The sequence below is a fragment of the Phycicoccus sp. M110.8 genome (genome assembly GCF_032464895.1).
Classification (GTDB): domain Bacteria; phylum Actinomycetota; class Actinomycetes; order Actinomycetales; family Dermatophilaceae; genus Pedococcus.
Genome location: NZ_JAWDIC010000004.1, coordinates 89,117 through 102,822, shown reverse-complemented (window position 1 = coordinate 102,822; position 13,706 = coordinate 89,117). Strand labels below are relative to the sequence as shown.

Here is a 13,706-nt window from a genome sequence, read left to right as displayed (position 1 = left end):
GACGACGGGGAGGGAACGGGCGCGACACCGGCGCCGCCCCGAGGACCCCCGCGACCCAGCAGGGAATGCCGGGCGGTCGCCGACTGTTCGATAAGTTTCGAACCGTCGTTTCCGGGCCCGGAAGGCATTCCCCATGAGCGCGACCAGCACGACGAACTCCCCCACGGCCACCGGGGCCCGCACCCTGGACCCGGCCCGCGCCCGCCGGGCGGCCGGGTTCCCCCTGGCCCTGGCGGCGGTCGTGGCCCTCATGGTCGGTGCCAGCGCGCCGTCCCCGTTCTACCCGGTGCTCCAGGCGCGGATCGGCTTCTCGGCCGGCACGATGACGACCATCTTCGGCGTCTACGCCCTCACCCTGCTCGGGACGCTCCTGGTCACCGGCTCGCTGTCCGACCACGTCGGCCGCCGGCCCGTCCTCGCCGCAGGCTTCCTCGTCCTGGCAGCGAGCATGGTCGGCTTCTGGCACGCCACGGACGTCCCGACGCTGATGGCCTCCCGCGCCGTCCAGGGTGTCGCCGCAGGACTGCTCATGTCGACCCTGTCCGCGGCCGTCGTCGACCTCGAGCCCGAGCACCGCGCCGGCCTCGCGGCGACCCTCAACAGCGTCACCCCGCTCGCCGGCCTGGCCGCCGGCGCACTCGCCGCCGGCACCCTGCTCGACCGTGCCCACGACGCGCTGCCGCTGGTGTTCGGCACGCTCACCGCGGCATACGTCCTGCTCGCCCTCGCCGTCCTCGCCCTGCCGGAGACCTCGCCTCGGCACGCCGGCTGGGCGCGCTCGCTGCGCCCCCGCGTCGGCATCCCGGCACCCGCGCGGGCGGCGTTCACGCGCAGCGCCCCTGCGGTGTTCGCGGGCTGGGCCACCGGCGGCCTGTACCTGTCGCTCGGCGCCCCGCTCGTGGCACTCCTCGGCGGTCGCGAGCACCTCGCGCAGGGCGCCGTCGTGGCGATCCTCACCGGCGTGGGCGCGCTGAGCTCGGCTATCGGCGGCCGGGCCGGGGCCCGCCGCACCACCCTGTACGGCACGACCATGCTGGCCGTCGGCACCGTGCTGACCCTGGTGGCGCTGCACGCCGGCTCCCTCGTCGGCTTCCTGCTCGCAGCCGTGGTGGCGGGGTCGGGGTTCGGGACGTCGTTCCTGGGGATCATGCGCTCCATCACCCCGACGGTGGGGCCGGACCAGCGTGGCGAGCTGTTCTCGTCGGTCTTCGTCGTGAGCTACCTGGCGTTCGGGCTGCCCGCCGTCGCCGCCGGGTTCGCGGTCCCGCACCTCGGCCTGCTGACCACCGCGACGGTGTACGGCGTCGTGGTCGCCGTGCTCTCGGCCCTCGCCGCGCTGACCCGCCGGTTCGGCACCCGCGACTGACCAGCCCGGCCGGGAGCCCCCGGGCACCTGAGTAGTCGCACCGATGCCCGCGCCGGCCAGCCACGGCAGGCTCGTCGCGTCGCAGTCGGGAGACTGCGGCGGCGGGGCGCGGGCCCCGGGGCGGCCGGGGGGACGGTCGTCACCGGACCCGCGCCCCGCGCTGGGTCAGAGGCCGAGGTTGCGGTGCACCTCGAGGGTCGCCGTCGAGCGGTTCATCGTGATGAAGTGCAGGCCCGGTGCACCCTCGGCGAGCATCCGCTGGGCGAGCTCGGTGGCGATCTGCACGCCCACCTCGCGGGTGGCGACCGGGTCGCCCGCGACCCGCTCGAGCCGCTCGACGACGGGCGCGGGCAGCGGCGTCCCCATGAGCTGGGACATCCGCGCGACCTGCTTGAAGTTCGTCACGGGCATCAGGCCCGGCGTGATGGGCAGGTCGCGGCGCTCGGCGACCCGGTCGCGCAGCCGCAGGTAGGTCTCGGCGTCGAAGACCATCTGCGTGATCGCGAACGACGCCCCGGCGTCGGCCTTGCGCACGAGCACCTCGACGTCGTGGTCGAGGTCGGGCGAGCTCGGGTGCACGTCCGGGAAGGCTGCCACCCCGATCGTGAAGTCCCCGAGCGAGCGGACGAGCTCGACGAGGTCGGTGGCGTGGTTGAGCCCCTCGGGGTGCGGCGTCCACTCCCCTCCCGGGTTGCCCGGCGGGTCGCCGCGCAGGGCGAGGATGTTGCGGACGCCGCTCGCGGCATACATCCCGATGACCTGGCGCAGGGCGGCGACGGACGCGCCCACACAGGTGAGGTGGGCCAGCGGCGTCAGGGTCGTCTCGAGGGCGATGCGCCCGGTGACGCGCACCGTGCGGTCCTGGCTGGTGCCGCCCGCGCCGTAGGTGACCGACACGAAGTGCGGCCGCACCGACTCCAGCCGGCGGATGGCGTCCCAGAGGACCTCCTCGCCGGCGTCGTCCTTGGGCGGGAAGAACTCGAAGCTGATCGAGGGCTCGGTGCGCGCGAGCATGCCGGGGATCGACCGGGTCTGCGACTCCGGCCGGGCCAGCCGCGACGGTTGCCCGAGTGCCATGGCGGTGAGACTAGTCGAGCGTCCACGCCGTAGGCTCAGGTGCAGCACCGGGTGAGACGCCCTGTGCCGCCGACGATCTGGAGGAGCACGTGGTCGCCAGCCCGCTCGATGCCGCCGCACTGCGCGAACGCGTGCAGCGCTGCGTCGACGTCGTGCTCGCGCGCCAGGACGGCGTCCTCGCCGAGGTCGGCCCCGACGCCCAGGAGCTGCTCGCCGCCGTGGCCCGGCTGCTCACCGGCGGCAAGCGGCTGCGCGCCGCCTTCCTCTACTGGGGCTACCGGGGCACGGGTCAGCCCGACTCCGACGCGATCGTCCAGGTCGCGACCGCCATGGAGTTCTTCCAGGCGGCCGCCCTGATCCACGACGACGTCATGGACGACAGCGACACCCGACGCGGTATGCCGGCGGCGCACCGCTCCCTCGCCGCCCGCCACGAGCGCGAGGAGTGGGCCGGGGACGCCGGCCGGTTCGGGGTCGCCGGCGCGATCCTGGCCGGCAACCTGTGCCTCAACTGGACCGAGGAGCTGTACGCCACCTCGGGCTTGGCGCCCGAGCACCTGTCCCGCGGCCGGGAGGTCTTCGACCGGATGCGCACCCAGCTCATGGGCGGGCAGTTCCTCGACGTCGTCGAGTCCGCCCGGTCCTGGGAGGGCGTGCCGACCCCGGAGCGGATCGAGCGGGCCGAGCGGGTCATCCGCTACAAGTCCGCCAAGTACACCGTCGAGCACCCGCTGCTCATCGGCGCCACCGCCGGCGGCGCGAGCGCGGAGGACCTGGCCACGCTGTCGCGCTACGGCCTCGACCTGGGGCACGCGTTCCAGCTGCGCGACGACCTGCTCGGGGTGTTCGGCGACCCCGCGACCACGGGCAAGCCCGCCGGGGACGACCTGCGCGAGGGCAAGCGCACGGTCCTGGTCGCCCACGCCCTCGAGGGCACGGACGAGGCCGGACGGGCGCTGGTCGGCCGCCTCCTGGGCGACCCGGCCCTGGGCGACGCCGAGGTCGAGGAGCTGCGCCGCGTCATCACCGACAGCGGTGCCGTCGACGCGGTCGAGGCCGACATCACCCGGCTGGCCGGCTCGGCCCGCTCGGCGCTGAAGTCGACGACCGGCCTCACCGACGAGGCCGTGGACGTGCTCGACGCGCTCATCGACAGCGCGACCAGCCGCCAGTACTGAGGCAGCGCCCTAGAAGGCCGTCTCCATCGCGCGGCGGCGGACCTCGGTCTTGAAGCCGTCACGCAGGGCGTCGACGGGCGTGCCACCGCGGCCGAGGGTGTCGTCGGCGGTGAACAGCCAACGCACGACCTCCTCGTCGTCCATCCCGCCGTCGGCGAGGACGGTGATCGTGCCGCGCAGGTAGTGCAGCACGGTCTCGTCGAGGAACGCCTCGGGGACCTGCAGGATCCGCCGCTCCCCCACCCGCAGCCCGAGCAGCTCGCGCTCCTCGAGCATCCGGCGGACCTGCGACAGCGGCACGCCGAGGCGTTCCGCGACGTCCGGGACGGGCAGCCAGGACCCGACGAGGGCCTCGATCGACGTCGCCGCGCCGTCCTGGGTGTCCGCGCCGGGACCGGGGATCTGCTCGCTCACGGGGCCAGCCTGCCAGCCGTCGCGGACAATGCAAATTACATCGATGTAAGTCGATATCCCTGTCCCGGTTTGGTGTACTGTCACACGGGCCACAGTCGTCACACCGACACCATCCGCACCCGTCGTACCTCCCGCCCCGCGGGAGCCGCCCGAAAGGCACCCCCTGTCATGCCACCAGTGATCGCCCCGGCCGCCGTCCCCCCTGCTGCCGTCTCGGCCCCACCGGCGGTCGTGCAGAAGGCCAAGCCCGCGCCCCACGGCTGGACGACCTACACCGTGCGCAGCGGTGACAACCTGTCCTCGATCGCCGACCGCACCGGCACGACCGTGGGCGCCCTGGTCGCGCGCAACCACCTCCGCGACGGCGGGTCGAGGCTGTCGGTGGGCCAGCACCTGTCGGTGCCGAAGACGGCTGCCCAGGCCCGCGCCGAGGCCGCCCGCGCCAAGGCGGCCGCTGCTGCCCGGGCCGCGGCGATCCGGCGGGCCACCTACGTCGTGCGATCGGGCGACACGCTGTCAGGCATCGCCGCCCGCAAGGGCGTCTCCCTCGCAGCCCTCCTGAAGGCCAACCACCTGTCGACCCGCTCGGTGATCCACATCGGCCAGAAGGTCCGCATCCCCGGCGCCGGCGCCGCGAGCACCGCACGCCCGGCGGCCTCCGCCCCCACCACCGCGACCTACACGGTCCGCTCCGGCGACACCCTCAGCGCCATCGCCGCGCGGACGAAGACGCCGCTGGGCACGCTCTACAAGCTCAACCGGCTCTCGGCCCGCACCGTGATCCACCCCGGGCAGCACCTGCGGGTGCGTGGCACGTCCGCGAGCGCCGCGCGCCGGGCGAGCACCACGGCATACACCGTCGTGTCGGGTGACACGCTCTCCGGCATCGCCGCGCGCAAGGGCGTCTCGCTGGCCTCGCTGCTCAAGGCGAACCACCTCTCGGCCCGCACGGTGATCCACGTCGGCCAGAAGCTGCGCGTGCCCTCGACCGCCAAGCCGGTCAGCCCGAGCACCAACACCTTCGCGGGTCGCACCTACCCGCAGGCCACGGTCAGTGCGGCGAACCGCAACCGGGAGGCACTGGCCGCGCGCTCCGTCCCGAGCCGCACCCAGACCCGGGCGATGATCGTCGCGACGGCACGGCGCCACGGCGTCGACCCCACGCTGGCCCTCGCCGTCGCGTGGCAGGAGTCGGGCTGGAACCAGCGGCAGGTCTCGGTCGCCAACGCGATCGGCGTCATGCAGGTGATCCCCTCGTCGGGCGAGTGGGCCTCGCAGATGGTGGGGCGCCGGCTCAACCTGCTCAACACCCAGGACAACATCACCGCCGGTGTCGCGATCCTGCGCTCGCTGACCCGCTCGGCCTCGAACACCGACCAGGCGATCGCCGGGTACTACCAGGGGCTGGCGTCAGTGCAGAAGAACGGCATGTACGCGGACACCAAGTCCTACGTGAAGGCCGTGAAGTCGCACCGCGGCCGCATGTGAGCCCCCGCGCACAGCCCTGCCGGCGGTCCCCGGCTGTCCGCCCCGGACCTGCCTGCACGGGATGACCCGTCCGGTCTCCTACACTTTGCGGGTGTCTTCCGGTGTGACCGAGTCCCTCCTCGGCCGTGTGCTCGACGGGCGCTACCGCGTCCAGTCGCACATCGCCGACGGCGGGATGGCGTCGGTCTACCTGGCGCTGGACACCCGCCTGGACCGTGACGTGGCCCTCAAGGTGCTGCGTGCCGACCTCGCCCAGGACGAGGCGTTCGTCACCCGCTTCCGGCGCGAGGCGCGCTCCGCAGCCCGCCTGTCCCACCCCAACGTCGTGGCCGTCTTCGACCAGGGCGAGGACGACGGGCTCATGTTCCTCGCGATGGAGTACGTCCCCGGCCAGACCCTGCGCGAGGTGATGCGCGCCGAGGGGCCGCTCACTCCGCGAGCCGCCCTGGACATCCTCGCCCCCGTGCTGCAGGCCCTCGGGGCCGCGCACCGGGCCGGCATCATCCACCGCGACGTCAAGCCCGAGAACGTCATCCTGCGCGAGGACGACGGCACCGTGAAGGTCGCCGACTTCGGCCTGGCCCGGGCCGTCTCCGCGCACACCGTCACCTCGCAGACGGGCGTGCTCCTCGGGACGGTCGCCTACCTGTCCCCCGAGCAGGTCGAACGGGGCATCGCCGACGCCCGCAGCGACGTGTACGCCGCCGGGCTGATCCTGTTCGAGATGCTGACCGGGACCAAGGCGTTCACGGGCGACACCCCGATCCACATCGCGTACCAGCACGTCCACGGCTCGATCCCGGCCCCGTCGTCGCGGGTTCCGTCGGTGCCGCAGGAACTCGACTCCCTGGTGGCGCTGGCGACGTCCCGGGACCCCGACCAGCGCCCGTCGGACGCCGCTGACTTCCTCACCCAGGTGCGGGCGTCGCGCGCGATGCTCACCCCGGCCGAGCTCGACCGGCGCCCGGAGGGTCCCGCGTCACTCGCCGGCGGTGCCAGCACGGTGGCCGTGGAGCGCACGAGCGCCCTGCCCGTCGGGGCCGACGGGGCGGAGTCGACCGAGCAGGTGGACGACGGCGCGGCGCCCGCCCGCCGCCGCGTGCCCCCGGTGGCGCTGCCCATCGACCACACGCCGACCGTGCCGCCCGGGGCCGAGCTGGCCCCGCGGCGCCGTGGTGCGCTCGAGGGGCGCGTGGTGGGCGACGACGGCCGGCGCGGCGGCCTGCCGTGGCGCTGGATCGCGATCGCGCTCGCCGTGCTCGTGGTGGCGGGCCTCAGCCTGTGGTGGTTCCTCGCCGGGCCGGGCTCCCCCACCGTCGTGCCGCGGACGACCAACCTCGCGTACGCCAAGGCCGCCACCGCGCTCGAGCGGGCGCACCTCACGCCGAAGCGCGAGGACCAGTTCGACGAGAGCGTGCCCAAGGGCGTCGTCATGTCGACCGATCCCGGCGCCGGGACGGAGGTGTCCCGCGGCACCGACGTCACCGTGACGGTCTCCCGTGGGCCCGAGCGGTATGCCGTGCCCGACGTCGCGGGGAAGTCCAAGGCCGAGGCGACGGACCAGATCGCCGCGGCCAAGCTGGCTGTCGGCTCCACGACCGAGGCGTTCAGCGAGACCGTCGCGCCGGGGCTGGTCATCAGTGTCGACCCCAAGGCCGGCACGGAGCTCAAGCGGGGTGCCGACGTCGCGCTCGTCGTGAGCAAGGGACGCCAGCCGATCGCGGTGACTGACTGGACCGGCAAGCCCGCTGACCAGGCGGTCAACGACCTCACCGGCAAGGGCCTGCAGGTCGACGCGACCCAGCAGGAGTTCAGCACCGACGTCGCCAAGGGCAGCGTGATCTCCCAGACGCCGGCGGGCGGGACGCTCTACCGCGGTGACTCGGTCAAGCTCGTGGTCTCCAAGGGCCCGGAGATGGTCCCGGTGCCGGACGTGCAGGGCAAGCAGGAGGCGGAGGCCGAGAAGATCCTCACCGACGCCGGGTTCAAGGTGCAGAAGGACCGGTTCATGGGCGGCGTCTTCGGCACCGTCCGCAGCCAGAGCCCCGCCGGTGGCGGCAAGGCCCCCAAGGGCAGCGTCGTCACCCTCGTCATCGTCTGACCGGGCCCTCCGCCGACCCGTCCCCGCCCAGAACCAGCCCCGATGTCGCCACCCGAAGGCCCTGCCCTGTCCCCCAGCACGCCGTCCGCCGCCTCGCGCACGCGGCTGCCCGCGACCCGGCTCGCGACCCTGCTGCTGGTCTCCGTGACGGCTGTCTGGGGCTCGACGTTCTTCCTCATCCGCGACCTGGTCGCCCACGTGCCGTCGGCGGACTTCCTCGCCGTGCGGTTCGCCATCGCGGCGGTCGTCATGGCGGTGGTGTTCCGGCGGCAGGTGCTCGCCCTGCGCCGCCGCGAGCTGGTGGTCGGTCTCGGCCTCGGCGTGCTGTACGGCCTGGCGCAGCTGCTGCAGACCGTGGGGCTGGAGCACACCGACGCGTCGGTGTCCGGGTTCGTCACGGGGACCTACGTCGTGCTCACCCCGGTGCTGGGGGCGGTGCTGCTGCGCGACCGGCTGCCGGGCAGCACGTGGCTCGCCGTCCTCCTGGCGACGGCCGGCCTGGCCGTCCTGTCGCTGCGCGGGCTGTCGGTCGGCTACGGCGAGGCGCTGACCCTCGGCTCCGCGGTCCTCTACGCGCTGCACATCCTGGGCCTCGGCCGGTACTCGACCGCCGCCGCGGCGACCGGCCTGGCCACGGTGCAGGCGTTCGTCATCGCGGTCGTGGCGACCATCGCCGCGCTCCCGGGTGGCATCACGCTGCCGTCGACCGGGGGCCAGTGGACGTCGCTGCTCTACATGGCTCTGGTCGCCGGTGCCGTCGCCCTGTGGGCGCAGACGTGGGCCCAGTCGCACCTGCCTGCGGCCCGCGCCGCGATCGTCATGACCATGGAGCCGGTCTTCGCGGCGTTCTTCGCCGTGCTGTTCGGTGGCGAGTCGCTCACGGCGCGGATGCTCCTCGGCGGCGGCCTCGTGCTGGCCGCGATGTACGTCGTCGAGCTGCTCGGCCGTCGCACCCCGGGCGCCACCGCTGAGCAGGACCCACCGGCCGAGCTGCTCCACCACGAGGTGTGAGGGCGAGGGCTCCGCTCGGCAACGCGCCGGCCCCCAGGCCGCAGTCCGGGGCCGAACCCGTTCGCGGTGCTGTGCGTTGCCCCGCCGCCCGGGGCAACGCACAGTGAACGCACTCGGCACGGATCGGCACGGACCAGCCCAGGTCAGGGCGGTCGTATGCGCTGCCCCAGCCTCCGGGGCAACGCAAAGTCCGCGCGCCCGCCCCTCACCCCCGTGCGTCCGGGCGGCGGTCACATGCGCTGCCCCAGCCTCCGGGGCAACGCACAGTGAGCGCGCCCGCCCTTCACCCGCGTGTCCGAGCGGCGGTCGTATGCGCTGCCCCAGCCCTCGGGGCAACGCACAGTGAGCGCGCCCGCCCCTCACCCCCGCGTCCAGGCGGCGGTCATATGCGCTGCCCCAGCCTCCGGGGCAACGCACAGTCCGCGCGCTCGGTACGGATCGGCACGGACCAGCGCAGGTCAGGGCGGTCGTATGCCCTGCCCCAGCCTCCGGGGCAACGCACAGTGCACGTGGTGCAGGTCCGCTTCCCGGGCGGCACCCTCAGGCGGCCGGCGGCCCCTGCTCGAGCAGCGGTGCGAGCGCGTCGACGGCGAGCGTGGTCCCGGCGTCGTCGACGTCGAGGTGCCACACGAGGCGGACCGCCGTGGGGCTCACCGGGTAGATCCGCACCCCGCGCGCCGCCGCCGCCTCCACGAAACCGGCCGCCGTCCAGCCGGCACCGGACACGTCGAGCACCACGATGTTGGTCTGGACCCGAGCCGGGTCGACCGAGCCGGGGCGCGCCTGCGCCGCCGCCTCGGCGAACCGCCGGGCCCGGCCGTGGTCGTCCGCCAGCCGCTGCACGTGGTGCTCGAGCGCGTGCAGCCCAGCGGCCGCGAGGATGCCGACCTGGCGCATGCCACCGCCGAAGCGCTTGCGCCAGATGCGGGCCTCCTGCATGTGCGCCGCCGACCCGACGAGCACCGACCCGACCGGGGCGCCGAGCCCCTTGGACAGGCACACGCTCACGGTGTCGAACAGCCCGCCCCAGGTGTCGAGAGGGGTGCCGGTCGCGACGTGCGCGTTCCAGAGCCGGGCGCCGTCGAGGTGCATCGCGACGCCGCGCGCCTGCGTGCCCTCGCGCAGGGCCTGCACCTGGTCCAGCGGCTGCACCGTGCCCCCGCCGAAGTTGTGCGTGTTCTCCACGACGACGAGCCGGGTGTTGACCTGGTACGCCCCGCCGTCGGGGATCATCAGCGCCAACGGCTGTGCCGCGTCGAGCTCCCCGTGCTGCGCCATCCAGGACCGCGACGAGATGCCCGAGAGCACCGCGGCGGCACCCATCTCGGCCCGCAGCACGTGCGCGAGCGAGTCGGCGACGAGCTCCTGGCCCGGCGCGACGTGCAACCGGATGCCGAGCTGGTTGGCCATCGACCCCGACGGGGTGAACAGGCCGTCCTCGTGGCCCAGCATCCCGGCCACCCGCTGCTCGAGCTCGCGGACGGTGGGGTCCTCGCCGAACACGTCGTCACCGACGGGCGCGGCGGCCATCGCCGCGCGCATGGCGTCGGTCGGCTTGGTGAGGGTGTCGGAGAGCAGGTCGACCTGGGGGGCATCGGGCATGCGAGCAGCCTAGGAGGTGCCCCACCGACCCGGACGGCCCGGTCACCGCCGCAACGCGCGCCGCGGCCCCGGGCGCACGACAACCCGGACGGCACACGCCCGGTCAGCTCTTGGAGAGCATCTCCGCGGTGAGGAACGCCAGCTCCAGGCTCTGCTGGTGGTTCAGGCGCGGGTCGCACACGGTCTCGTAGCGCTGGGACAGGTCGGCGTCGAGGATCTTCTCCGCGCCACCGATGCACTCGGTGACGTCGTTGCCCGTGAGCTCGACGTGGATGCCGCCGGGCACCGTCCCAAGGCCCTGGTGCACCTCGAAGAACCCGCGCACCTCCTCCACCACGTCCTCGAAGTCGCGCGTCTTGTAGCCGCTGGAGGACTCGAAGGTGTTGCCGTGCATGGGGTCGCAGATCCAGGTGACCTGGGCACCGCTGGCGGTGATCTTCTCGACGAGCGTCGGCAGCGCCTCGCGGACCGTCCGCGCGCCCATCCGCGTGATGAACGTCAGGCGGCCCGGCTCGCGGTCGGGGTCGACCTTGTCGATGAGGCGCAGCACGTCGTCGATCTCGGCCTTGGCCGACAGCTTCACGCCGATCGGGTTGAGCACCTTGGAGACGAAGTCGACGTGCGCGCCGTCGAGGTCGCGGGTGCGCTCCCCCACCCAGATGAAGTGGCCGCTGGTGTCGTACAGCTCGCCCGTGCGGCTGTCGACGCGGGTCAGCGGGCGCTCGTAGTCGAGCAGCAGCGCCTCGTGGGCGGAGAAGAACTCGGTCGTGCGCATCGCGTCGAAGTCCGCGCCACAGGCCGACATGAACTTCATCGCCTTGTCGATGTCCTTGGCCAGGCGCTCGTAGCGGCTGTTGGCCGAGTTGGAGACGAAGCCCTTGTTCCAGTCGTGGACGTGCCGCAGGTCGGCGAAGCCACCCTGGGTGAATGCTCGGACGAGGTTCAGCGTGGCCGAGCTCGCGTGGTACGCGCGGACCAGCCGCTGCGGGTCGGGGATGCGTGCCTCGGGCGTGAACTCGAAGTCGTTGACCATGTCGCCGCGGTATGCCGGGAGCGTGACGCCCTCACGCGTCTCGCTGCCGCTGCTGCGCGGCTTCGCGTACTGGCCGGCCATGCGGCCGATCTTGACCACGGGGACGCTGGCGCCGTAGGTGAGGACCGCGGCCATCTGCAGGATCGTCTTGACCCGGTCGCGGATGTTGTCCGCGGTTGCGGCCGCGAAGGTCTCGGCGCAGTCGCCGCCCTGGAGCACGAACGCCTCGCCACGGGCGGCGGCCGCCATGCGGCTCTTGAGCACGTCGCACTCCCCCGCGAACACCAGGGGCGGGTAGGACGCGAGGGTCGCGACCGCGTCGGCGAGCGCCAACGGGTCGGGCCACTCGGGCTGCTGCGCCGCCGGGAGGGCGGCGCCGGCCGCGAGGCTGGCGAGGGCGTCGTGCTGGGCAGTGCTCACCCGTCAAGGATAGGTGCGCGCCGGACCGGCCCGTCCCGCAGCCCGCATCGCGGTCACCCGACCCCGGCCACCGGCCCTCAGGAGCTGCGGAGCACCCGGCCGGCGGACCCCGGCGTGGGCGGCCTCGGGCTACGCCTCGGGGGTGTCGAGCCCCTTGGCGATCGCGAACCGGGCGAGCTCGACCCGGTTGTGCAGCTGCAGCTTCCCGAGCGTGTTCTGCACGTGGTTCTGCACGGTGCGGTGGCTGATGAACAGCTCGGCCGCGATCTCCTTGGACGACATGCCGGTCGCGACGAGCCGCAGCACCTCGGTCTCGCGCTCGGTGAGCTCGGGGATCGGCCGGGAGGGGTCGACCGAGGGCTGGGTGGACATCTTGCGGAACTCCCCCAGCACCAGCCCGGCGAGCCCGGGGGTGAACACCGCCTCGCCGCGCGCGGTCGCGCCGACCGCCGAGACGATCTGCTCGCGCGTGGCCGACTTCACGAGGTAACCGGTGGCCCCGGCCTTCACCGCCTCGAGCACGTCCTGCTGCTCGCCGCTGGCCGAGAGCACGAGCACCCGCGTCTCCAGCGCGCCGAGCGCCTGGCAGACCTCGTGGCCCCGCAGTCCCGGCAGGTTGAGGTCCAGGACGAGCACCCGCGGCCGCGTCGCCTTGGTCCGGTTGACCGCCGACGGCCCGTCGTCCGCGGTGGCAACCACCAAGTAGCCGGCATCGGACAGGTCCGCCGCCACGGCGTCGCGCCACAGCGGGTGGTCGTCCGCCACGACCACCGTGACCGGCGCAGCCACACCAGAAGCCCCCGTGCCCGCCGCCGCGGTGTCCTGCTCGCTCATCGATCTCCCTCCGGCGCGCCGCTCCTCGGCGCGCGCATCTCGACCGTCACCCCGGAGCCCTCGCGGCCCGAGTACCTCGCTTCTCCCCCGAGGTCCGCCAGCCTGCCGCGGATGCTCGAGGACGCGCCCAGCCGCCCGGCTGCCGCGGCCTGCTCGAGCCGCCCGGACGGCATACCCACGCCGTTGTCGCGCACCGTGATGACGACGTCGTCGCCGGCGTCCTCGAGCAGCACCCAGGCCTGGGCGTCCTCGCCCGCGTGCTGGCGCACGTTGTCCAGCGCTGCGCCCACAGCGGCGGTCAGCTCGCCGGCGACCCTCGGCGGCACGGGGACGGGGTCGGCAGGGGCGACGAGCTGCACGCGGCCACCGGCGTACCGGGCGAGCGACTGGCGCAGGTCGGTGTCGCCGGTCACGGCGGCCTCGGTGTCCTCCGGGCTCGTGCCGCTCACCAGGGCGCGCAGGATGCGCTCCTGCTCGGCGGCCATGGCGCCGAGCACGGCCGACTGCTCGCCCAGCTCGCCGCCCCGCCGGTTGATGAAGGCGAGGGTCTGCAGGACGCCGTCGTGGACGGTGCGCGCGAGCCGCTCGCGCTCGCGCACGCGCGCCTCGAGGACGAGCGCCTCGCGCAGCTTGGCGTGGCCCTCGCGGGCCAGGTCGCAGGCGTACCCGATGAGGGCGCCGATGAGCAGCAGCAGCACGATGTTGTTGACCGTGTTGGGCGTGGCCTGCCGCACCTCCACGACGTCGACGACGCCGATGAACACGGCAGCGGGTATGCCGCCGCGCCGCCCGAGGAGGACGGCCGCGGACACGACTCCCGCGGCGGGCCAGAACGTCGGCAGGGTGCGGGCGCCTGCCTCGATGGCGGCGTCGGTGTCGACCAGGCGGGTGGCCAGGATCGCGCCTGCCCCCAGCGCCAGCTCGACGAGCACCAGCCACAGGCGGCGACGACGAAAGAAGACGAGGAACACGGTCCACGCCCCCAGCACGGCCAGGACCGACCAGGCCAGGGCGGGGCGGGTCAGGTCGGTGGGCCGGTCCCAGAGCGAGTACGCGGCGTAGAGCAGCGCGATCGGGCGGAAGACGTCGATGCCCTTCCAGAACGCCGACACGACCTCCGGCTGGGAGGACGGGTCGAGCACCGCCGACCGGCGTGCCGGCACGGAGAGCACGCCGGGACCC

At 73.9% G+C, this 13,706-nt stretch carries 11 protein-coding genes; 5 read left to right on the top strand and 6 right to left on the bottom strand.

Features of this window, described 5'->3' with window-relative positions:
* The first annotated feature begins 133 nt into the window (after positions 1–133).
* Positions 134–1,366, top strand: coding sequence for an MFS transporter (locus RKE38_RS15860; protein ID WP_316008440.1), 1,233 nt, complete (start codon positions 134–136; stop codon positions 1,364–1,366).
* Positions 1,367–1,531: 165 nt separating this feature from the next.
* Here RKE38_RS15860 and metF read toward each other — a convergent pair whose 3' ends face one another.
* Positions 1,532–2,443, bottom strand: coding sequence for a methylenetetrahydrofolate reductase [NAD(P)H] (gene metF, locus RKE38_RS15855; RefSeq protein WP_316008439.1), 912 nt, complete (start codon positions 2,441–2,443; stop codon positions 1,532–1,534).
* Positions 2,444–2,532: 89 nt separating this feature from the next.
* Here metF and RKE38_RS15850 point away from each other — a divergent pair, with 89 nt between their 5' ends.
* A complete protein-coding gene (locus tag RKE38_RS15850; RefSeq protein WP_316008438.1) occupies positions 2,533–3,621 on the top strand; it encodes a polyprenyl synthetase family protein in 1,089 nt (362 codons plus the stop codon).
* A gap of 9 nt (positions 3,622–3,630) precedes the next feature.
* Here RKE38_RS15850 and RKE38_RS15845 read toward each other — a convergent pair whose 3' ends face one another.
* Entirely contained in the window at positions 3,631–4,035 is a 405-nt protein-coding gene (locus tag RKE38_RS15845) for an Rv2175c family DNA-binding protein (protein WP_316008437.1), read from the bottom strand.
* 168 nt (positions 4,036–4,203) lie between these two features.
* On the opposite strand from RKE38_RS15845, the gene RKE38_RS15840 reads away from it, so the two are divergent.
* From RKE38_RS15840 to RKE38_RS15830, 3 genes are all read left to right on the top strand, one after another.
* On the top strand, positions 4,204–5,523 hold the full coding sequence (locus tag RKE38_RS15840) for a LysM peptidoglycan-binding domain-containing protein (RefSeq protein ID WP_316008436.1): 1,320 nt from the start codon (positions 4,204–4,206) through the stop codon (positions 5,521–5,523).
* A gap of 91 nt (positions 5,524–5,614) precedes the next feature.
* Positions 5,615–7,624 carry a Stk1 family PASTA domain-containing Ser/Thr kinase gene (gene pknB, locus RKE38_RS15835; RefSeq protein WP_316008435.1) on the top strand — a complete coding sequence of 670 codons (2,010 nt, stop codon included), beginning with the start codon at positions 5,615–5,617 and terminating at the stop codon, positions 7,622–7,624.
* 42 nt (positions 7,625–7,666) lie between these two features.
* Positions 7,667–8,635, top strand: coding sequence for a DMT family transporter (locus RKE38_RS15830; protein WP_316008434.1), 969 nt, complete (start codon positions 7,667–7,669; stop codon positions 8,633–8,635).
* 540 nt (positions 8,636–9,175) lie between these two features.
* On the opposite strand, the gene RKE38_RS15825 is transcribed toward RKE38_RS15830, so the two are convergent.
* The 4 genes from RKE38_RS15825 to macS form a co-directional block, all read right to left on the bottom strand.
* Positions 9,176–10,237: a GntG family PLP-dependent aldolase gene (locus RKE38_RS15825; protein WP_316008433.1), complete on the bottom strand. Its 1,062-nt coding sequence runs from the start codon at positions 10,235–10,237 to the stop codon at positions 9,176–9,178.
* Positions 10,238–10,340: 103 nt separating this feature from the next.
* The gene (locus RKE38_RS15820) at positions 10,341–11,690 is read right to left on the bottom strand and encodes a class II 3-deoxy-7-phosphoheptulonate synthase (protein WP_316008432.1); all 1,350 of its coding nucleotides are present in this window, start codon (positions 11,688–11,690) and stop codon (positions 10,341–10,343) included.
* A gap of 129 nt (positions 11,691–11,819) precedes the next feature.
* Positions 11,820–12,524 carry a response regulator transcription factor gene (locus tag RKE38_RS15815; RefSeq protein WP_316008431.1) on the bottom strand — a complete coding sequence of 235 codons (705 nt, stop codon included), beginning with the start codon at positions 12,522–12,524 and terminating at the stop codon, positions 11,820–11,822.
* Complete coding sequence (gene macS, locus RKE38_RS15810; RefSeq protein WP_316008430.1) at positions 12,521–13,696, bottom strand: MacS family sensor histidine kinase; 1,176 nt, start codon at positions 13,694–13,696, stop codon at positions 12,521–12,523. The genes RKE38_RS15815 and macS overlap by 4 nt, the downstream gene beginning before the upstream one ends.
* Between the last annotated feature and the right edge of the window lie 10 nt (positions 13,697–13,706).